The 20,918-nt window shown below is 66.5% G+C and carries 17 protein-coding genes and 1 pseudogene; 7 read left to right on the top strand and 11 right to left on the bottom strand.

Translation table 11 applies throughout. From position 1 onward, the window contains the following. Positions 1–14: 14 nt before the first annotated feature. From EF294_RS16425 to prfA, 3 genes are read right to left on the bottom strand one after another with little or no spacing between them, the layout of a single operon-like run. A complete protein-coding gene (locus tag EF294_RS16425; RefSeq protein ID WP_123932008.1) occupies positions 15–671 on the bottom strand; it encodes an L-threonylcarbamoyladenylate synthase in 657 nt (218 codons plus the stop codon). After that, positions 668–1,528: a peptide chain release factor N(5)-glutamine methyltransferase gene (gene prmC, locus EF294_RS16430; protein ID WP_123932010.1), complete on the bottom strand. Its 861-nt coding sequence runs from the start codon at positions 1,526–1,528 to the stop codon at positions 668–670. Before prmC ends, EF294_RS16425 begins: the two co-directional genes overlap by 4 nt. Then, positions 1,525–2,631 carry a peptide chain release factor 1 gene (gene prfA, locus EF294_RS16435; RefSeq protein ID WP_123932011.1) on the bottom strand — a complete coding sequence of 369 codons (1,107 nt, stop codon included), beginning with the start codon at positions 2,629–2,631 and terminating at the stop codon, positions 1,525–1,527. The genes prmC and prfA overlap by 4 nt, the downstream gene beginning before the upstream one ends. Between prfA and EF294_RS16440 the strand changes: the two genes are divergently transcribed. Then, the gene (locus EF294_RS16440) at positions 2,610–3,002 is read left to right on the top strand and encodes a hypothetical protein (protein ID WP_123932013.1); all 393 of its coding nucleotides are present in this window, start codon (positions 2,610–2,612) and stop codon (positions 3,000–3,002) included. The two genes, prfA and EF294_RS16440, sit on opposite strands and share 22 nt — an antisense overlap. A gap of 24 nt (positions 3,003–3,026) precedes the next feature. Here the strand turns inward: EF294_RS16440 and rpmE are convergent, their stop codons facing one another. Next, positions 3,027–3,254, bottom strand: a complete 228-nt coding sequence (gene rpmE / locus EF294_RS16445; RefSeq protein WP_123932015.1) for a 50S ribosomal protein L31 — start codon at positions 3,252–3,254, stop codon at positions 3,027–3,029. A 609-nt stretch (positions 3,255–3,863) separates the two neighbouring features. On the opposite strand from rpmE, the gene EF294_RS22215 reads away from it, so the two are divergent. Beyond that, on the top strand, positions 3,864–4,232 hold the full coding sequence (locus tag EF294_RS22215) for a hypothetical protein (protein WP_246007909.1): 369 nt from the start codon (positions 3,864–3,866) through the stop codon (positions 4,230–4,232). A gap of 464 nt (positions 4,233–4,696) precedes the next feature. Here EF294_RS22215 and rho read toward each other — a convergent pair whose 3' ends face one another. The 7 genes from rho to EF294_RS16490 form a co-directional block, all read right to left on the bottom strand. Next, positions 4,697–6,655: a transcription termination factor Rho gene (rho, locus tag EF294_RS16455; RefSeq protein ID WP_123932017.1), complete on the bottom strand. Its 1,959-nt coding sequence runs from the start codon at positions 6,653–6,655 to the stop codon at positions 4,697–4,699. A 486-nt stretch (positions 6,656–7,141) separates the two neighbouring features. Further along, positions 7,142–8,110: a homoserine kinase gene (thrB, locus tag EF294_RS16460; RefSeq protein ID WP_123932019.1), complete on the bottom strand. Its 969-nt coding sequence runs from the start codon at positions 8,108–8,110 to the stop codon at positions 7,142–7,144. Continuing rightward, the gene (gene thrC, locus EF294_RS16465; RefSeq protein WP_123932021.1) at positions 8,091–9,185 is read right to left on the bottom strand and encodes a threonine synthase; all 1,095 of its coding nucleotides are present in this window, start codon (positions 9,183–9,185) and stop codon (positions 8,091–8,093) included. The genes thrB and thrC overlap by 20 nt, the downstream gene beginning before the upstream one ends. Then, a complete protein-coding gene (locus EF294_RS16470) occupies positions 9,178–10,512 on the bottom strand; it encodes a homoserine dehydrogenase (protein ID WP_123932023.1) in 1,335 nt (444 codons plus the stop codon). Before EF294_RS16470 ends, thrC begins: the two co-directional genes overlap by 8 nt. Then, on the bottom strand, positions 10,513–11,931 hold the full coding sequence (lysA, locus tag EF294_RS16475) for a diaminopimelate decarboxylase (RefSeq protein ID WP_123932025.1): 1,419 nt from the start codon (positions 11,929–11,931) through the stop codon (positions 10,513–10,515). Next, on the bottom strand, positions 11,928–13,580 hold the full coding sequence (argS, locus tag EF294_RS16480; protein WP_123932027.1) for an arginine--tRNA ligase: 1,653 nt from the start codon (positions 13,578–13,580) through the stop codon (positions 11,928–11,930). Before argS ends, lysA begins: the two co-directional genes overlap by 4 nt. An 844-nt stretch (positions 13,581–14,424) precedes the next feature. Next, positions 14,425–15,213, bottom strand: a complete 789-nt coding sequence (locus EF294_RS16490; RefSeq protein WP_123932031.1) for an alpha/beta fold hydrolase — start codon at positions 15,211–15,213, stop codon at positions 14,425–14,427. 373 nt (positions 15,214–15,586) lie between these two features. Between EF294_RS16490 and EF294_RS16495 the strand changes: the two are divergent. From EF294_RS16495 to EF294_RS16515, 5 genes and pseudogenes are all read left to right on the top strand, one after another. After that, positions 15,587–16,741, top strand: a pseudogene (locus tag EF294_RS16495) (aminotransferase-like domain-containing protein). 66 nt (positions 16,742–16,807) lie between these two features. After that, on the top strand, positions 16,808–17,752 hold the full coding sequence (locus EF294_RS16500) for a hypothetical protein (protein WP_123932033.1): 945 nt from the start codon (positions 16,808–16,810) through the stop codon (positions 17,750–17,752). Between the two features lie 41 nt (positions 17,753–17,793). Continuing rightward, the gene (locus tag EF294_RS16505) at positions 17,794–18,747 is read left to right on the top strand and encodes a hypothetical protein (protein ID WP_185091126.1); all 954 of its coding nucleotides are present in this window, start codon (positions 17,794–17,796) and stop codon (positions 18,745–18,747) included. Beyond that, a complete protein-coding gene (locus EF294_RS16510) occupies positions 18,744–20,144 on the top strand; it encodes an adenylosuccinate synthetase (RefSeq protein ID WP_123932037.1) in 1,401 nt (466 codons plus the stop codon). The genes EF294_RS16505 and EF294_RS16510 overlap by 4 nt, the downstream gene beginning before the upstream one ends. Next, positions 20,117–20,773, top strand: a complete 657-nt coding sequence (locus EF294_RS16515; protein WP_123932039.1) for an NUDIX hydrolase — start codon at positions 20,117–20,119, stop codon at positions 20,771–20,773. Before EF294_RS16510 ends, EF294_RS16515 begins: the two co-directional genes overlap by 28 nt. Positions 20,774–20,918 lie beyond the last annotated feature (145 nt).

Raw genomic sequence — 20,918 nt, forward strand, 5'->3', positions numbered from 1 at the left:
CCGGATCGGACCCGTCATTGCTGGACCAGGCTCTCCGGGGCGACGTCGAGGACCTCGGCGATATCGTCTGCGCTCACCGCACCATGACGCAGGATCCGCGGCGCCCGGCCGGTCAGATCGACGATCGTCGATGCCTGCGCCTTCGGCGACGGTCCGCCGTCGAGATAGACCGACACCGAGTCACCGAGTTGCGTGCGCGCCTCCTGCGCGGTGGTCGACGGCGACCGGCCCGAGACATTGGCGCTCGACACCGCCATCGGACCGACCTCACGCAGGATCTCGATGGCCACCGGATGCAGCGGCATCCGCAACATCACGGTGCCGTCGGTATCGCCTAGATCCCACGCCAGTGACGGTGCCTGCTGCACCACCAACGACAACCCGCCCGGCCAAAACGCCTCCACCAGCGCGCGCGTCGAGGAGCTGACGCCGAGGACGAGCCCGTCGATGGTGTGCCAGGAGCCAACGAGCACAGGAACCGGCATGTCGCGGCCTCGACCCTTGGCCGCCAACAATTCGGCAACAGCCTCGGAATCGAATGCGTCGCAACCGATTCCGTATAGGGTGTCGGTGGGCATGACGATCAGCCGGCCGGACTTGGCGGCACCGACCGCGGCCCGGATTCCGGTGGCTCGCTGGTCGGGGTCGGCGCAGTCGAAAAGTGAGCTCACCGGTCCATCCTCGCACGGGCCGTGACGAACCTCTGACGGCCGGCGAGATCCCGATGGTCCTGCACCTCGTCGAAGACGCCCGATCCCGTCATCACCCCGACCACCGAGGCCGACGTCGTGTCGTCGTGTTCGATCCCCACCCGGCCACCGGACCGCAAGATCTGCGAGATCACCCCGACCATCGGGGTGATCACCGACATGCCGTCACTACCACCGAACACCGCGTCGACCGGGTCGGCCTGCACCTCCTGCGGCACCTGCATACCCGTGGGCACGTACGGAGGATTGCTCACGACCAGGTCCACCGGGCCACCGACGAACGCCAACACGGCGGCGGGATCGGTCGCATCGCCGAGGTGAACGTGGACGCGGTCGGCGACTCCGGCGCCATCGACGTTGCGGCGCAACCACTGTGCCGCGATCGGTGAGCGCTCGACGGCGTACACCCGGGCACCCGGCAGCGACACTGCCAACGCGATCGCCAATGCCCCACTGCCACTGCAGAGATCGACGATCGTGGGACTCTCCCCCTCTGCCACCTCGAGCGCCCATGCGTAAAGCAGCTCGGTCTCCGGACGCGGGATAAACACTCCCGGCCCGACAGCGAGCTCGACCGGACCGAACGACGCCGAGCCGGTGAGATACTGCAACGGAATTCGACGGGCACGCGCGGCGACGAGGCCGTCGTAATCCTTCGCCACGGCGTCGCTGATGTCGTCGACCAGCAACAGCCGACCCCGCGACATGCCGAGAATGTGGGCGAGCAGCCACTGCGCGTCAGCCGCCGGGGAGTCGACCCCCGCAGACGCGAGAACCGTGGTCGCCGAGGCGATCGCGTCCCGGACCGATCGGGTCACTGTGCCTCGAGACGCGCCCGCCGGTCGGCCGCGACGAGCGCATCGAGCAACGCGTCCATGTCGCCGCTCAGCACGGCATCGAGATTGTTCGCTTTGTAACCGATGCGGTGGTCGGTGATCCGGTTCTCCGGGAAGTTGTAGGTGCGGATCCGTTCGGACCGATCGACGGTGCGGATCTGCGCCGCCCGCCCCTCGGCGGCCGCGGCCTGCGCCTCTTCCTCGGCCGCGGACTGCAATCGGGCGGCGAGCACCTGCATTGCACGCGCCTTGTTCTGCAGCTGGGAACGCTCGTTCTGACAGGTCACCACAATTCCGGTCGGAAGGTGGGTGATGCGCACCGCCGAGTCGGTGGTGTTGACGCCCTGCCCTCCCTTACCCGACGAGCGATACACGTCGATCCGCAAGTCCGACTCGTCGATCGCGACCTGCTCCACCTCGTCGGGTTCCGGGTAGATGAGCACCCCCGCCGCCGACGTGTGGATGCGCCCCTGCGACTCGGTGACCGGCACCCGCTGCACGCGGTGCACACCGCCCTCGAACTTCAATCGCGACCACACCCCGTCCCGTGACACCTCACGCGAGCGAATCGAGATCGTGGCTTCCTTGTAGCCGCCGAGATCGGACTCGGTGATACCCAGCATTTCGGTCTTCCACCCGTGCCGCTCGCAGTACTTCAGGTACATGCGTGCCAGATCCGCGGCAAACAACGCCGACTCCTCGCCGCCCGCACCGGATTTGATCTCAAGCACCACGTCGTCGGCATCGTGCGGGTCACGCGGGGCAAGCAGATCGGTCAGTGTCGCATCGAGTTCTTCCACCGACTCCTCGAGCGCCGGGATCTCCTCGGCAAAACCTGCATCGTCGGCGGCGAGTTCCCGTGCGGCCGCGAGATCATCACGCGCAGCGTGCAACCGGGCATAGGTCGCCATGATCGGAGCCAACTCGGCAAACCGCTTGCCCACGCGACGCGCCGTCGCCGGATCGTCATGCAACGACGGATCGGCGAGCTGGGTCTCCAAGCCCGCATGCTCGGCGAGAATGTCGTCGATGGCGGTTCCTTTGGCGCGGACTCCGTCCGCGCGTGCACTCTCGCCTCTACTCACCGCTGTTCGTCCTCATCACGGCGTCGCTACGCTCCTCGTTCTTCGTCCTGCATCGCGGCGCGGCGCAGTGCCTTTGGCGCGGACTCCGTCCGCGCGTGCACCTGCGCCTCTACTCACCGCTCTTCGTCCTCATCACGGCGTCGCTACGCTCCTCGTTCTTCGTCCTGCATCGCGGCGCGGCGCAGTGCCTTTGGCGCGGACTCCGTCCGCGCGTGCACCTGCGCCTCTACTCACCGCTCTTCGTCCTCATCACGGCGTCGCTACGCTCCTCGTTCTTCGTCCTGCATCGCGGCGCGGCGCAGTGCCTTTGGCTCAGCGATCACCGCCACGGGCCGTGCAAAGACAAACGACGCCCGGCCGGTTCTTGCTGAACCGGGCGGGCGTCGTCGACGGGTCTACTTGGCGGCGTCGGCCTTCTTGCGCTTGCCGTAGCGAGCCTCGAACTTCGCGACGCGACCGCCGGTATCGAGGATCTTCTGCTTGCCCGTGTAGAACGGGTGGCACTGCGAGCAGACTTCGACGTTGATACGACCGTCGGCGGCGGTGCTGCGGGTCTCGAAGGTGTTGCCGCAGCCACACACGACGGTGGTCGCGTGGTAATCGGGATGGATTCCCTGCTTCATCTCTGGTGTCCCTTTCTCGTGGTCGCCGGGTCACCGACGCGGATCGTCGGTGTGAACCGGAACCGGACTCGACCGATCAGTATGCCACGCGCACCGCACCGGACCGAAATCGTCGGTGACCGGTGACGACGCGACCTGCCGAAGGGTTCAGCGTCCTTCAACGGACCCACCCAGGCGTTCATTCCCACCATCACGACAGTGTGGAGCACCATCGTGTCGCTAAGCCGTGGCCGAGTTACAGCGCCTCTGATGTTCGCTTCTTCGTCGCAGCGACCATCGCCGACCGTCCTTACTCGGGCCTCACCGCCGAGGGCGGGCACATGAAGTGGATATCCGGGCACACGAGGAGACGGATGCAGGCCGATCAGCACGTGTCCCAGAGCGATCCTTCCGCACACTCGCCGACCTGCGCCTCAGCCAGATCGCACCTCTCCACCATCACCGACCCGCATCCCACGATGGCGCAGCCGTTCCGATTCTTCGCATGCAACCGCGAACTCAGCACCGACAAGAAGAACCGCATCGCGCAGGTCACCGCTGCCGCGGCAGCTCGACGTCCCATCGTGCGTCCACCCCGGCCAGTCCGATACCAGCTGCCCCGACCGCGCCGTGACCGCTCGGGCGATCAACGGCCAGACCGACCTGGTCACGGCGATCGTGTCGATGAGGCCGCCGGCATGGGAGTGCGATCCGACGCTGCCGGACCGCGTCCAGGCGATGTTCGAGTACTTCTTGCCCTACGGGGAGAATAACGACGGTCGCGCGGCCGTCATCTTCGGTGATAGCCCGATCATCGACGCGACTGGACGGTCTCGGTCTGCGGTCGCTGTGCACGTCGAGCCCACCGATGATCTGTGTGCCTTCGCCGACCCCATGCACGCCGACGGCGTCGAGCAGGTCCCCGCGACGGGCGTCGGCAACGCCATCAATCCGCTGACCGATGTCGAAGGCAATGTGTCACGGTTCTTTTCGCGGTGATTCGCGCAGGCAACCAATTCGTCACCGGGCTCCGTCCGGGAGGCCGACGGGATCACCGTGCGGGCTCGCATTCGGCCGGCACGGACATCAACGCCGATCCGGACCGGTCCGAAGAACGCCAGATCCTACTCGGCACAGCTATTCTCACCGCCGCCGCACTCGGACTACCGATGGCGCAGTCATCATCACCCGCGCAGGTCTTCGATGCGACATTCCTGCGGGGTGTCGTGTTCGACGTCCCTCGCCGAGGCCGCAAGGACGGCGAGGAACGTCGACATCGTCACCACCTTCCACAAGTCATCTGCTGACCGACCTGGTTGCCTGAGCCGGCGCGGTGCGCGACCGCCGGCCACACAGCTGAACTACCACACAACGAACCGGGCCGCCCTCGACCATCACCGGATGGTCGAGGGCGGCCCGAAGTGCTCGGCTCGCGGGACGAAATGCCCTGTGGCGAGAGCGGTCTAGTCGTCCTTCATCGCTCCTGGCGCATTGGTCTGCACCTGCATCAGGAACTCGATGTTGGTCTTGGTCCTCTTGAGCTGGCTGATCAACAGGTCGATCGCCTGCTGCGAATCGAGACCGCTCAGCACGCGACGCAGCTTGTAGACGATCCCGAATTCCTCGGGCGACATCAACAACTCGTCCTTACGTGTGCTCGACTGATTGACGTCGACGGCCGGGAACACCCGGCGGTCGGCGATCTTGCGGTCCAGTTTGAGTTCGGCGTTACCGGTGCCCTTGAATTCCTCGAAGATCACCGTATCGCCGGTGGAGCCCGTCTCGACCAGCGCGGAGGCAATGATCGTCAGCGACCCGCCGTTCTCGATATTGCGCGCGGCGCCGAGGAAGCGCTTCGGCGGGTACAACGCGGTCGAGTCGACACCACCGGACAGGATGCGGCCCGACGCCGGCGAGGCGTTGTTGTAGGCGCGACCGAGACGGGTGATGGAGTCGAGCAATACCACGACGTCCTTACCGCCCTCGACCAGACGCTTGGCGCGCTCGATGGCCAGCTCGGCGACCGAGGTGTGATCTGACGGCGGCCGGTCGAACGTCGACGCGATGACCTCACCCTTGACCGAGCGCTGCATATCGGTCACCTCTTCCGGACGCTCGTCGACGAGCACCACCATGAGATGGCATTCCGGGTTGTTGACGGTGATCGCGTTCGCGATGTCCTGGATGATCGTGGTCTTACCTGCCTTCGGCGGCGACACGATCAGGGCTCGCTGTCCCTTGCCGATCGGCATGATCAGATCGATCACGCGGGTCGACAAGCGATCGGTGGTCGTCTCCAGGCGCAGACGCTGATTGGGATAGAGCGGTGTCAGCTTGCCGAACTCAGGGCGCTTTCTGGCGGCCTCGACCTCGGCACCGTTGACCGTGTCGAGTCGCACCAACGGATTGAACTTCTGCCGCTGGTTGGGCTGCTCACCCTCACGGGGTAGCTTGACCGCGCCGGTGATGGCGTCACCGCGGCGTAAGCCGTTCTTACGCACGAGATTCATCGAGACGTAGACGTCGTTGGGGCCGGCGAGGTACCCCGAGGTACGGACGAACGCGTAGTTGTCGAGCACATCGAGAATCCCCGCGACGGGTGCGATGACGTCGTCCTCGGAGATCTGCGGCTCGCCCGAGGTGTTCTCGCGGTCACGCCCACGACGCCGCTCGCGGAATCGACGTCCGCGGCGCCGGCCGCCCTGGTCGTCATCGTCGTCGCGATTGTTGTCGCGGTTGCCGTTCTGGCCCTGCCCGCCCTGGTTGTTACCGCCGTTCCGATTGCCCTCGCGGTTCTGGCCACCCTCGCGGTTCTGGACACCCTCGCGGTTCTGGTTGTTGCGGTTGCGATTGCGGTTGCGCTGGTTACCCGCCGCGTCGTCACCCTCGGCATCGGTGCGATTGTCGCGCCGCTCGGTGCGGGCCTCGCCGCCACCGCTCGTCGACTCGCCGGAGCTGTCGGCAGACTCACGCTCGGAGCGCTTCTTCGGTGCGACGTCGGCCTTCTCGGCGCCGGCAACGGCGCCGGACTCCACGGCAGTAGTCCGGGAGGTGGTGTTCTCACCTGCGCCGTTCTCACCTGCGCCCGACTCTACGGAGCCGTTCTTGTTCGCGCGTCCACGAATCGGACGGCTGATGGGCTCGTCGGAGGTGATCGTCATCTGTTCGGCGGAACCGGTCTTGACCTGCCCGCCGGTCTTCGGCGATCCGGCGGACTGGCGCTCCTTGATCGCAGCAATGAGGTCGCCCTTACGCATGCCGGAGGTGCCCTTGATGCCCAGTTCCCCGGCGAGCGCACGGAGTTCGCTCAGCACCATTCCGGACAGTCCGGTTCGGGCGCTGCGAGCTCGGGACTTCGGCGCCACCGCTTCGATGGTCGTGTCTGCGGAAGCGGGTGCGGTGATCAGGTCCGTATCGGTCACGGATGTCCTTTCATTCCCTTGCAAACCTTGTGCCGCAAGGGGCTTCATTCCGCCGTCGCCCTCGGTTGTCAGATGCCGAGGTTCGTCGGGCATGCCCGCCCTCGGTGGACGGGTGAGAGATCGTGGTCTCCGGCTGCGAGTGTCACTCCTGTACTCGGGTGCGCCAGTGGGGTGCCGGCTCGAGGACGTGATTGTCGGGTCGGTATCGGTGAACCATTCGTTCCGCTGTAGAGGCGGTTCGCCTACGGAATGGACACCAAACTGATTACCCGAGAACATGGCTGAACGAGCCTTCGCGGCTAGACGAGCATATGATAACGCGTCGTCCCAGATGGGGCAACACTCCGTGTCCCCGTGGTATTCCGTGTCACTGCGGCAATCGGTGTCACTGCGGCAATCGGTGCCACTGCGGCAATCCGTGTCACCGTCGTGTTCCGCCGGGCCGACCTCGACCCACGGGTCGTTTAACCGTGTCGACCTTCGGCGTCAGCCTATCTCGACTCCGCCCGCGATCTCGACGGTCTGCGGAACGAATCCGTACTCGACCCCGAGGTCACGGGCGTCCGATGGGAGCGGTGCGCCGCCGAGGACCAATACGCTAGGTCCCGCGCCGGAGACCGTGGCCGCATGTCCCCGCGCGCGCAGGGCGGCGACGAGCTCTGCGGTCGGGCCCATCGCGGCGGCCCGGTATGGCTGGTGCAGACGATCCTCGGTCGCCGCAAGCAGGCAACTCGGGTCGCTGGTCAGCGCAACCACCGCCAGGGCCGCACGGCTCAGGTTGTGCACCGCGTCGGCGCGCGGCACCTGCACGGGCAGCAGTCCGCGCGTGAAGGCGGTCGACGACTCGGTGGACGGCACGAACACGGTGGCGCTGATGTCGGGGTGCACCCGAAGACCACGAGCACGGTAACGGTCGCGGTCGTCGGCGCGTTCGGTCCAGGTCACCACGGCCGAGCCGAGTACCGACGCGGCAGCGTTGTCCGGGTGCCCTTCGAACTCGCTGGAGAGTTGCACGAGTTCGTCGGCGGTCAGCGGCGCGGCGACTCCCGAAGCCGCAAGCAGTCCCGACGCGGCGGCCAGGCCGGAGACCGAGGCAGCCGCTGACGATCCCAGACCGCGCGAGTGCGGGATCACGTTGACGCAGCGCAGATGCATCCCGGACACCGAGAAGCCGGCATGAGCGAGTCCGCTCAGGGTGGCGCGCACGACGAGATGATTGGCGTCGAGCGGTACCTGCTCGGCCGCCTCACCGATCACCTCAACCGTGAGACCGGTGTCGGTGGTCGTGACCGTCACCTCGTCGTGCATGCCGAGCGCGATGCCGAGGCAGTCGAATCCCGGCCCCAGGTTCGCACTCGATGCCGGAACCCGAACGCGAGTTGAAATGCCTTCGGGCAGTTGCCGATACACCGTGTCCGGGGTGACCATGAGCGACTCAGGCGACGCCGAGGGCATGGGCCACTGCCACCGGGTCGACGTCGATCGCTTCCACCTCACCCATCCCCGACAACGCGGTGTCGGGATCCTTGAGTCCGTTGCCGGTCACGGTGCACACGACGGTCTCCCCGGCACGCACCCAGCCCTCCTCGCGCGCGGCGAGAAGGCCCGCGACACTGGCCGCCGACGCGGGTTCGACGAAGATCCCCTCGCGGCCCGCGACGAGACGGTAGGCCTCGAGCAACTTCTCGTCGGTGGCGGCGCGGAACTGCCCGCCGGAGTCGTCCTTGGCGGCCACGGCCTGATGCCAGCTGGCCGGGTTACCGATCCGGATCGCTGTCGCGATGGTCTCCGGGTCAGCGACCGGTTCACCACTGACCAGCGGCGCTGCGCCGGCCGCCTGGACACCGAGCATGCGCGGACGCGACGAGGCGATCCCGTCGTGGTGGTACTCCGAGTAGCCCTTCCAGTACGCGGTGATGTTTCCGGCGTTTCCGACCGGTAACGCATGGACGTCGGGAGCGCGGCCGAGGACGTCGACGATCTCGAAGGCCGCGGTCTTCTGCCCCTCGATGCGGGCCGGGTTGACCGAGTTGACCAACTCGATCTCGGTGAATTCGGCGGTCGCCTTACGGGCGAGCTCCAGACAGTCGTCGAAGTTGCCCTGCACCTGAATGATCTTGGCGCCGTGCATGACCGCCTGCGCGAGCTTACCCATCGCGATCTTGCCCTGCGGAATCAGTACCGCACAGGTGATCCCTGCGCGGGTGGCATAGGCAGCCGCCGACGCCGAGGTATTACCTGTCGACGCACACAACACCGCGGTCTTGCCGTTGTTGACCGCGTTGGAGACGGCCATCGTCATACCGCGGTCCTTGAACGAGCCGGTCGGATTCAGACCCTCCACTTTCAGGTACACCTCGCAGCCAGTCAACTCCGAGAGGTACGGCGCCGCGACGAGCGGTGTCGCGCCCTCGAGCAGGGTGATCACCTTCCAGTCGTCGGCCACCGGCAACCGCGACCGGTAGGCCTCGATCAGTCCGGGCCATCCCGAATGCACGGGGGCGAGCGGGTTCGACGGGGCGTCAGTCATCGGTACCTTCCAATCGCAGAACACTCGACACCTTGAGCACTTCGTCCATGTCTTCCAGTGCCGCAACGCATTCAGATTGCGCACGGTCGGGTGCGCGGTGGGTCACGACGATCAGCCGGGCATCGTCACCCGCGCCTTCCTGCCGTACGGCGGCCAGACTGACCGAACGCTTGGAGAATTCGCTGGCGATCTGCGCGAGCACTCCGGGCCGGTCGGCGACCCGCATCGAGACGTAGTAGCGGGTGGGTACGTCGTCGATCGACGCGATCGGCAGTTTGGCATAGGTGGACTCCAACGGTCCACGACCTCCGTGCACCTTGTTGCGGGCGGCCATCACCAGGTCACCGAGGACCGCTGAGGCAGTCGGTGCCCCACCGGCGCCCTGTCCGTAGAACATCAATCTCCCGGCATTCTGTGCTTCCACGACAACAGCGTTGAACGCACCACCGACCGTCGCGAGCGGATGGCTCAACGGGATCAGCGCGGGATAGACACGAGCGGAAACACGTTGCGTGCCATCGGTGTCGCGCACACGTTCGCAGATCGAGAGCAGCTTGATGGTGCAGTCGAACTTGCGGGCGGCCAGCAGATCGGCGGAGGTGACCGAGGTGATGCCCTCGCGGTGCACATCCGCTGCGGTGACCCGGGTATGGAAGGCGATGGACGCGAGGATCGCGGCCTTCGATGCCGCGTCAAATCCCTCGACGTCGGCGGTGGGGTCGGCCTCGGCGTACCCGAGTCGACCCGCTTCCTTGAGCACCACGTCGTAGTCATCACCGTCGGCGTCCATCGCCGAGAGGATGAAGTTGGTGGTGCCGTTGACGATTCCCGCGACACGTTCGACGGTGTCGCCGGCCAACGACTGGGTCAGCGGCCGGATCACCGGAATGGCACCGGCCACCGCTGCCTCGAAGTACAGGTCGGCGCGGGACTGCGCAGCGGCGGTCGCCAACTCACCGGTGTACTCGGCCAACAGCGCCTTGTTGGCGGTGACAACGGACTTACCGTTCTCGAGCGCATGACGAATCAGAGTGCGCGCCGGGTCGATTCCACCCATCAGCTCGACGACGATGTCGACGTCGTCGCGCGCGACCAGCGCGGCCGGGTCGTCGGTCAACAACGAGGCATCGACTTGACGCGGTTTCGCGAGGTCCCGCACGGCCACGCCGCGCAATTGCAGGCGCGCGCCCACGCGGGCCCGCAGATCGTCAGCGCTCTCTTCGAGAATGCGCACGACCTCGGTGCCCACGTTGCCCATACCGAGCACCGCGACTCCGATGGACCGTGTCTGTATACCCCCTCCGGCGGGGTCTTGTGTCTGGCTCACCTAGGTCACCTCCAGCCTCAGGAAATCGTCGATCGTCTCTCGCCGCAGGATCACCCGGGCCGTCCCGTCGGCAACACCGACGACGGCCGGGCGGGTGACCATGTTGTATCGCGAGGACATCGAATAACAGTAAGCCCCGGTCGCAGCCACCGCGATCAGGTCACCGGGCGCCAGATCCTCCGGCAGCCAACAGTCCTTGATGACGATATCGCCGCTCTCACAATGCTTTCCGACGACGCGACTGACCACCGCGGGGGCGTCGGATACCCGCGAGACCAGCCGCACGTCATACTCGGCCTGATAGAGAACCGTGCGAATGTTGTCGCTCATGCCGCCATCGACCGACACGTACCGACGAATCGCTCCCCCACCGAGTTCGACGTCCTTGATGGTGCCGACGCGGTAGAGCGTGATGGTGCCGGGGCCGGCGATCGCGCGGCCGGGCTCGACCGCGATCGTCGGCATCGGCAGCCCGACCGCCGCCGATTCACGCTTGACGATTTCGGCCAGGGTTTGTGCCACCGCGATGACGGGCAACGGCCGATCTTCTGGAACGTAGGAAATACCAAGTCCCCCACCGAGATCCACGATCGACATCTGTGAGGTTTTATCCACACCGAACTCGGCGACCACATCGTGGAGCAGGCCCAGGACGCGATGTGCGGCAAGCTCGAAACCGTCCATGTCGAAGATCTGCGAGCCGATGTGACTGTGCAGCCCGACCAGTCGCAGGTTGTCGGTCGCAAAGACACGGCGGACCGCCTCCATGGCAACCCCGCCGCTCAACGCGAAGCCGAACTTCTGGTCCTCGTGGGCAGTCGCAATGAATTCGTGGGTGTGGGCCTCGACGCCGACGGTGACCCGGATCAGCACGTCGGCGACGAGTCCTCGTTCGCCGGCCAGCGCGTCGAGTCGTTCGATCTCGATCATCGAGTCGCAGACGATGTGCCCGACTCCGGCATCGAGTGCCGCGGCGAGCTCGGCAACACTCTTGTTGTTGCCGTGAAACGCGATTCGCTCGGGCGGGAACCCGGCGTGCAACGCGATCGCCAGCTCGCCGCCGGAGCACACGTCGATCGACAAGCCCTCCTGATCGACCCACTTCGCAATCTCGGTGCACAGAAAGGCTTTTGACGCGTAGTGCACGCGACCGTAGGGTCCGAAGGCATCGATCATGTCCGCGCAGCGTGACCGGAAATCGGACTCGTCGATGACGAACAGCGGCGTGTCGAAGGTCTCGGCGAGTTCGCTCACCCCGACTCCGGCGATCTGGAGTTCACCGGCGCAGTCGCGAACAGCGTTGCGCGGCCACACCTGGGCCGGGATCTTGGCGAGTACCGCGGGATCGTGGGGTTGTTGCGCGAGATGCGGGGCGGCGACGAGGTCGGCGTGCCGCGGCCCGGCGGGGTGGGCGTTCACATCCGCTCCGGTGCGCCGACGCCGACCAGGGTCAATCCGTTGGCCAGGACCTGACGACTCGCCGCACACAGGGCCAGCCGGGCACGGTGGATGTCGCCTGCCTCCTCGTCGCCCTGCGGCAACACCCGGCAGTGCGCGTAGAAGCGGTGATAGGTCCCGGCGAGGCTCTCGAGGTAGCGGCAAATACGGTGCGGCTCACGCAGAGCCGCGGCGGTCGCGACCACTTCGTCGAAGTCGCCGAGGGTCTTGATCAGGTCGCCCTCTTCGACGGTATCGAGCAGGTCGAGGTGCTCGGTGCTCGCCGAGAGTCCCAGGTCGGCGGCGTTGCGTCCGAGAGCGGCGAGCCGGGCATGCGCGTACTGCACGTAGTACACCGGATTGTCATTGGACTGCTTGGCGAGCACATCCAGGTCGATGTCGATGTTGACGTCGATCGACGAGCGGATCAGCGCATACCGCGCAGCGTCCACACCGACCGCGTCAACGAGGTCGTCCAGGGTGATCACCGTGCCGGCACGCTTGCTCATCCGGACCGGCTTGCCCTCGCGCACGAGGTTCACCATCTGCCCGATGAGCACCTCGACGGTGTCCGGGTCATCACCGAGAGAGGCCGCGGCGGCCTTGAGTCGCTTGATATATCCGTGGTGGTCGGCGCCGAGCATGTAGATGCACAGGTCGAAGCCCCGGTTACGCTTGTCTCGGTAGTAGGCGATGTCGCCGGCGATGTAGGCCGCCTCACCGTCACTCTTGATGACGACGCGATCCTTGTCGTCACCGTACTGCTCGGTGCGCAGCCACCAGGCGCCGTCGGACTCGTATAGGTTGCCGTTGGCCTTGAGTTCGGCGATGCACTCGTCGACCAGCCCGGTCTCGAACATCTTGTTCTCGTGAGTGAAGACGTCGAAGTCGGTGCCGAACTCGTGCAGGCTCGTCTTGATGTGGTCGAACATCGACTCGACGCCCACTGCGCGGAAGGTCTCGACCCGCTGCGCCTCCGGCTGGTCGAGGACACCGGGAACCCGGTCGGTGACCTGACGCGCGATGTCGACGATGTACTCGCCCGCGTACCCGTCCTCGGGCGTCGGTTCACCGAGCGCCGCGGCTTGCAGTGACCGAGCAAATCTGTCGATCTGGGCACCGTGATCGTTGAAGTAGTACTCACGCGTCACCGCGGCCCCACGGGCAGCGAGCACACGTCCCAGTGCATCGCCGACCGCGGCCCACCGGGTACCACCGAGGTGGATCGGTCCGGTCGGGTTGGCGGAGACGAATTCGAGATTGATCACCTTGTCGACGAATTCCTCGCCGCGACCGTACTGCGCACCGCGGTCCAGAACCGTGGTGACGACGGTGTTCTGCGCGGCCGCAGCCAACCAGATGTTGACGAACCCGGGGCCCGCAACCTCTGCCTTGGCGATCCCGTCGGCGGCAGCGAAGCCCTCGGCGAGCCATCCGGCGAGCTCACGCGGATTCACCCCGAGCTTCTTGCCCAGTTGTAATGCGACATTGGTGGCGTAATCGCCGTGGTCGGCATGGCGCGGTCGCTCGATGACCACGGCGTCGGGGACCAATGACGAATCGAGGTCATGGTCTGCCACGACGGCGCGGGTGACAGAACTCAGCAGCACGGCGAGATCGGCGGGAGTCACAACACACCATCCTATGGTCCCGCTGGAGGCCGAGAACAATCGGCTCGATCGGGCCCCGCCCCGCCCGGCCGCTCGGGTGGTCTTGCCGACATCCTGGACCGACTCTTCGGTTGCCCCTCGGGGACGAACACGCTCTCCGTTGGCGCCACACGTGGTTCCCCGTGGCGGCGGCGTACCGGTCACAGCGACCGGCATCGGTTGGCGGCCGCGTATCCGCGCACCACACCTGCCCCAGAGATCAGTCGAGAATTGTCGAATTCCACTTGCGGCGAGCCCTACTCGAACATTCGTTCCCACATCGACACGTTGAGGTATCGCGCGGGGGGTGGTCACGGCGATTCTGGGTCCGGACCACGTCCACGCGGTCCTCGACGCGCTCGGCACGATCCCGGCGACGTTGCCCACCGAGGTCCACACCGCGGCGGAGCCGACGTTGGGTCACCTCGGCACGCGAACACACCCCTGCGGCGCTGGAGATCCCTCAGGCACCAGATTTACGCCGGGTCGATCCCGACGGCGAACCGACCGCGCGCGCCGACCGGGCCCGGCAACTATGGGTGGGCCGTCAACACGTGCAACAGATGTCGGTGATCAGAGCTCGCCCCGACCGGCTACTCGAGTCCGCCTTCGAACCGGGATGACGCCACGCCGCATGCGAATGGGTGACGGGCGAGTCGATCGGTAAACCGCCGCGATACGACTGTCGGGTCGTGGGGATTTCTTGTGCATCGACAGCGATGATGCGTGTGGTCCATCGATCAGCGCCGCGCGCGCCCAAGCGTGCGATCCGAGTGATCACATCGACAAACGTCGCGGCACCTATGCCGTTGACGCACCCACCCGCTCAGGCGCCGAGGAACCCGGCGACGGCCATCCGCGCGCGCGGCGAACTCATCACGGTGACGTGGCCGCGGCGCGGGACCATCAGCAACGTGCTATGCGGGATGAGTCGTGCTGTCTCGGAGAATAATTCGGCGTCGTAGAAGCGGTCTCGACGGCCACCGATGATGAGGGTGCGGGCCTCGATCGGCGGCGCCTTCGCGAGGTCGAAGCCGTCCTCGGCGCGAATCGTGGTCACCAGATCCGCAGCGGCCGCGTCGTCCATCATGCGGTGCGCACACAGCCATCCCGCGCCGTAGGCCAGCGTGCGTGTGCCTCGCGGCACCAGATCGGCGACCGTCATCGCCATGGCCCGCCGAGTCTCGCCCCGTTCGACGAGATCGCCGACGGTTGCCTGGAACTCTCGCGTCGATGCGCTGAGCCGGCAGCCGGTGCTGACGAGGATCAGCCGACCAACGAGATCGGGGTGGTCGGCGGCGAGTTGCTGCGCGATGCTGCCGCCGGTTGATTCGCCCAAGACCTCCGCCGGCCCATCGAGGTGATCGCGTAGCGACTCGGCGAGGTCGTCGGCCATCTCACTCATCGTCATCGGCGACCGGAGGCCGGGACGACGGTTGATGACGATCAACTGTCGACCGGTGACCTCGCGTAGCGGCGCACACGAGCCCCGGACAAAGCCATCGCCGGTGATCCCCGTGGACGGGGTCAGTCCGGTGAGTACCACCAGCGGTGGGCCCGAGCCGATGACGGCGGCGGGATAGCGGCCGATGAGTTCTCTGGCGAAGGTGGGCATGACCACTCACGATAGGCCCCCAAACCATCGCAGCTGCGGTGAGTGTGCCCTGAACCCGCGCCTCGGTACTCACCCTGGGGGCGTTGCGCTGCTCAACGCCGAACGCACTTGAACTGTGCCCCGATGTCGCCGACCTCTGCCTCGACGACCGCATCGTCGGGTGGTGAGGGGCCGGCCCCAGTCGACGGCGCCCGACGTGCCGACTCCACCCGATGGACAGCGATGAATTGGATCACCACATCCCATATATCGAGATTGCTGTTTCATACTCCGAATCCCGCGCGCTACCGTCTGGTCAGGCATCGAACCCCGGATGCCGATCCGGTGACGACCCGCATCACTTTTCCCACCAGCGCCCCGAAAGTGATGCCCCTTGTCTGCCTTGACCATCCCCCCATCGCGCGCCCTCGAGTCGATCCGCGGGTCGGCCATCCGAGATCTCCTCACGGTCACCGAACGGCCCGGTGTGCTCAGCCTCGCGGGCGGGTTGCCTGCCACCGATCTCATCCCCACCGCACGGATCGCGGTTGCGGCACAACGCGCGATCGCCGACGCTTCGGCGCTCCAGTACACGGCGAGCACCGGCGTTGTGCGGTGCCGCGAGGCCATCGCCCACCTGCAGAACTCCGCTCCCGAGCACATCCTCATCACACATGGATCGCAGCAGGCACTCTCGCTGGTAACGCAGGCGCTCGTCGATCCCGGATCGACGGTCGTCGTCGACGATCCGGTGTATGTGGGTGCGCTGCAAAGCTTTCAAGCCGTGTGCGCCCGGATCGTCGCCCTACCCATCACCGGCGATGGCGCCAACGTCGCCGAGCTCGAGACACGGCTTCGGTCCGGGCTGCGGCCCCGGATCGTGCACACTGTCAGCAACTTTCACAATCCGTCAGGCGTCACCGCGAGCGCGCACACCCGCATACGACTCGCAGAACTCGCCGATCAGTACGGCTTTCTCGTGATCGAGGACGATCCCTACGGTGCGTTGCGATTCACCGGCGACCCTATCGCCCCGATCCCCGGCGATCGGGTCATCCGACTCGGCAGCGCGTCGAAGATCCTCGCACCGGCGTTGCGGGTGGGCTGGATGCAGGCAGCGCCGTCGATCGTCGGCATGGTCGAGCGCCTGCGTCAGAGTGCCGACCTCTGCGGCTCAGCGTTCAGTCAACTGATGACCGCCGACCTGCTCAGCGACACCGGGTGGCTCGCCGACCACGTGGACCGCCTGCGCGCGCAGTACCGGGTTCGGGCAACCGCGCTGACCGATGCACTCGACCACCACCTCGGGGGCCGGATCGACTGACGCCCAGCGGAGGGCGGAATGTTCTGCTGGGCGCGCCTGCACGCCGTCGATACCTCCGACCTCCTGCCTGCCGCCGTCGACCAGGGCGTCGCCTTCGTGCCGGGACGCGCGTTCGCCGTCTCCGACGATCTCGGCGAGTACCTGCGACTGAGTTTCGCAACACTGGCACCAGCCGAACTCGACGAGGGCGTCCGACGACTCGCGGCGGCACTGGACCACCTCTGACGTCTGTGGTCGGCTGTTCGACCGATGCCATTGCCTCCGAGCTATTACTCGCTTAGAGTAAAAGACATGACCGCCTACGACCCCTTCGAGATCGTCCGGCTGATCGAGAACGCTCGCCGACCCGGCGACGTGTTCACGGGAACACCGACCGATCCGGCCGCCCTGCGCGCGGCACGCCGCCGTCACCGCACCCTGCTCGCCGCGGTGCACCCCGACCGCGCGACGATCCTCGGACTGTCGCCGGAGGTTGCCCGCGACGCCGCACTGACCCTCAACGCGCTGTATTGCGCCTGGTGCGAGACGGTGACGGCGACGCCGGGCACCGATGACGCCACGGTATTCGTGACCGGGGCGGCCACCCATGTTCTGCAAGAACGCCTTTGGGTCACCGACCAGATGAGCGCGTATCGCACCGACGACCCCGATATTCGTGTCGAGATCGGGCGCATCGCCGGAGTCGCGAATGTGGTTGCGCTGCCCACGGTCGCCGCTCATCTCACCGGCCACGGTATGCGGGCGTTCGCGCCGAACGTCGTCGACACTGCTGTCACCGACGGCCATCCCTGGGTCGCCTACCGGGTGCCTGCCGGAATGGTCTGTCTGGACGAGGTGCACGCGTCGTATCCCGCTGGACTCGACGGCCGCGACTGGGCGTGGATGGCCCGCCGCATCGTCATGACCCTTGCCGCTGCCGGTCGGCCGCACGGCAACCTCGGCGTCCACTCCGTTCTGATCCATCCCGATGAACACGGTGTCGTGTTGACAGGGTGGACCGGCCCCGACACCGCCGGGGACGGCAGCCTGCTCGCACGCGACGGTAGCGCTGTGGCACGGCTGTTCGGCGTCATGCTGGGCGACCGCTGTCCTCGACAGCGAGCATTCGCCTCTGCGGCCGAGACTCTCGACCCGGACACCTGGCTACACGAATACGACCTGTTGTTGTCGGCGCTCTACGGTCCGCGCCGATTCCGGCCGTTCACGCTGCCCAGACCACAGCCGATGACGGCGTGAGGGCCATTCTCGATATCGCCACCACCAGAAAGGAATCCATCATGGGACAGGGCTATTGGGACACCAGCGCATTTCGCAGCGCCGCGGCCGCCCGCCGGGCAGCCGGCGCCGACGACTTCGGCCACTCGGCCCGGATGCGTGAGACGCCACGTCACCTACGCGTCGCGGCGCCCTCACTCAACGCCTACGGCGTCACCACACGCGAGTCACGTGACAGCATCGACCACCCCCGGTCGACCCCGATCGTCGTCCTCTTCGATGTCACGGGCTCGATGGGCCGCGTACCGATCACCGTCCAGAAACGTCTCGGTGATCTGCTCGGTCTGCTGACCCGCGGCGGCTACGTCGACGATCCCCAGATCATGGTCGGAGCCATCGGCGACGACCACTTCGACGTCGTACCACTACAGATCGGCCAATTCGAGTCCGACAACCGCATCGACGAACAGCTGCGCGACATCTACCTCGAGGGCGGCGGCGGAGGCGACAAACGTGAGGGGTACGCACTGGCCGCGTACTTCCTGGCCACCCGGGTCGTCACCGATGCCTGGGATCGGCGCGGCCACAAGGGCCACGTGTTCTTCATCGGCGACGAAATGAACAAGGATGCGCTCTACGCGGAGTCGGTACGCCGGTTCATCGGCGACGACATCGGTGAAGATCGTGAGGTCGCGGAGGTCTATCGAGAATTGGCTCAGCGCTTCCACATTCACTACATCCTGCCGAATCTGACCAGCTACTACAACGATCCGCAGATCGAGGACCACTGGCGAGCCATCGTCGGCGAGCGATTCCTCAAGCTCGACGATCCCGACGGGGTCGCCGATCTGATCGCGCTAACCATCGGGGTGATGGAGAACGCCATCACCGTCGAGGAGGGCGTGGCCGATCTGCGTGACGCCGGTGCTGCCGCGGCACCCGCGGTCGGGAAGGCATTGGCACACGTGACTCCCCGTCCGATCACCGGGACCGGCACGTTGCCGGCGGACCTGTGAGAACCACGACGGCGTCGACCACGGCCGCGCCCGGTGCAGAGATCCTGCCCGGGCGCGCGCCCGGCGCTCCCGTCATCGTCGTCGGTCTCGGTTACGGCGATGAGGCCAAGGGAGCGACCGTGGACTTCTTGGCGTCGACGATCCCCGACACCACTGCGGCGGTGCGGTTTTCCGGTGGCGCACAGGCCGCCCACAACGTGTGCCACGGCAGCCGGCACCACACCTTCCGGCAGTTTGGGTCGGCGAGTTTCCTCGATGTGCGTACCCTGCTCGTCGCCCCGATGATGATCAATCCCCTGCGATTGGCGCAAGAGGCGGCGGAACTGGCCGACGCCGGTATCCGCAACCCATTCGGATTGCTCACCGCCGACGCCCGCTGCCAGGTCACCACACCGCTGCACATCGCCATGAATCGCGCTCGAGAAGCACTGCGTGGCAACGCCCGTCATGGCTCCACCGGTGAGGGTATCGGCGAGACCACCGCCTACGCATTGGCAGTCGAGTCCGGTGCCCGGCGGGGGCAGCGGGTCGGCAACTTCGTGATGCATGCCGACGCTCCGGATGCAGCCGTGCCCACTCTCGGCCTGCTGCGTGATCGCCGAGCAACGATCCGCGCGCTCGACGCGCTGGCGGCCTACGCACGGCCACTGTTGGCGGCCGCACCCGAAACCGAGGCGCCCGTCGACTCGGTCACCGACATCTCCGATACGCTCTGTGAGATCGCCGATTCGATTCGCGTCGTCGACGACATGCCCGCCTACCTGAACGCGACGATCGATGCCGGCACCACCATTTTCGAGGGATCGCAGGGAGCGCTCCTCGACGAATGGCACGGCTTTCACCCGCACACCACGTGGTCCACGGTCGTGCCCGGACCGCTCGCGCAGTGGCTGCGAAGCAACGGCCACCGTCCCTACGTTCTGGGTACGACGCGCTGTTACGCAACACGTCACGGGTACGGTCCGATGCCCACCGAGAGCGACGGTGTCGTGTTACCCGACCTCCACAATCGTGAGGGACGCTACCAGGGTGCCTGGCGGACAGGACATCTCGACCTTCCCGCGCTCCGCTATGCCGCGGCAGTGGCGGGTGTGCTCGACGGTGTTGCGGTCTCACACCTCGACGTCCTCGGCACCGCAGGCCTTCGCGTCGCGGACACCTGGGACGGTGATCCGACTCCGCTGTCACCCACGCGGGCGGGCGAGGTCACCGCACTCGCGCGGCTAACCGAGATCGCCGCGCACGCCACGCCGGATCTCCGACAGCTTCCGGCTGACGCCGATGTGGTGGCACAGTTGATCTCGCAGGCGACGGGGGCGCCCGTGGTGATCCGCGCGACCGGGCCTGCACGGACCGACAGGAGTATCACGTGGCCCAGCCCGAACCCGGCATCCTGAGTGTCGTCAGCGTCGACGTGGTGGCGCTGACCTACGACGCCGAGGCGCGCGCGGTGCTCGTCGCCACTCATCACCGGACGACCGAACCGCATCTGGGCGAGCGAGCCCTACCCGGCGTCGTCGTGCGCAGCGGTGAGCGCCTCACCGATGCCGCCTCACGAGCCCTCACGAAACTCGGCATCGACGAGCCGCCGTCGGCGATCGGTCAATTGCAGACCTTCGACGAGCCAAGTCGGGATCCACGCGGACCGTCACTGTCGGTGGCCATGTGGGCGACCTTCTGGCACTCGGCAGACATCCGTACCGAACAGGCCGTGTGGACACCGATCGACCGCGACCACCCACCGGCGTTCGATCACGCCGAGATCGTTACCGCCACCCGGTCCATCCTTGCCGAAAAGCTCTGGCGTGAACTCACTTTCACTCGCGGCCTCACCGGACCGCAGTTCACCGCCACCGATGCCGTCACGATCACCCGCTCGCTCACCGGCGCAGAGGTCCACCGCGCCAACCTCAATCGCGACCTCGCTCGGATCACCACGCTCACCGAAGCAGGTGTCGCGCCCGCCGCCGGCGGTCGTCCACCCAAGATGTGGCGGTGGTCCCCCAGCCCGACCGACTCCCCTTGATCGAGAGTTCCTTCCCCCGATGGTCGAGCACTTCCATCATTCGACGCCCGCCCCTTCCCCGATGGTCGAGCGTTTCCATCACCCGACGATCGCCCCTATCCCCGGTGGTCGAGGTGCGAGCCGCATGCGGCGAGCCTCGAGACCG

It is taken from the genome of Gordonia oryzae (assembly GCF_003797185.1).
Lineage (GTDB): Bacteria > Actinomycetota > Actinomycetes > Mycobacteriales > Mycobacteriaceae > Gordonia > Gordonia oryzae.

What these genes read in the sequence shown, in the direction of transcription:
- EF294_RS16490 (WP_123932031.1), bottom strand. Translation starts at nt 15,213, where the DNA reads ATGCCCACCTTCGCCAGAGAACTCATCGGCCGCTATCCCGCCGCCGTC.
- thrC (WP_123932021.1), bottom strand. Translation starts at nt 9,185, where the DNA reads ATGACTGACGCCCCGTCGAACCCGCTCGCCCCCGTGCATTCGGGATGG.
- rpmE (WP_123932015.1), bottom strand. Translation starts at nt 3,254, where the DNA reads ATGAAGCAGGGAATCCATCCCGATTACCACGCGACCACCGTCGTGTGT.
- thrB (WP_123932019.1), bottom strand. Translation starts at nt 8,110, where the DNA reads ATGCCCTCGGCGTCGCCTGAGTCGCTCATGGTCACCCCGGACACGGTG.
- EF294_RS16505 (WP_185091126.1), top strand. Translation starts at nt 17,794, where the DNA reads ATGGGACAGGGCTATTGGGACACCAGCGCATTTCGCAGCGCCGCGGCC.
- EF294_RS16500 (WP_123932033.1), top strand. Translation starts at nt 16,808, where the DNA reads ATGACCGCCTACGACCCCTTCGAGATCGTCCGGCTGATCGAGAACGCT.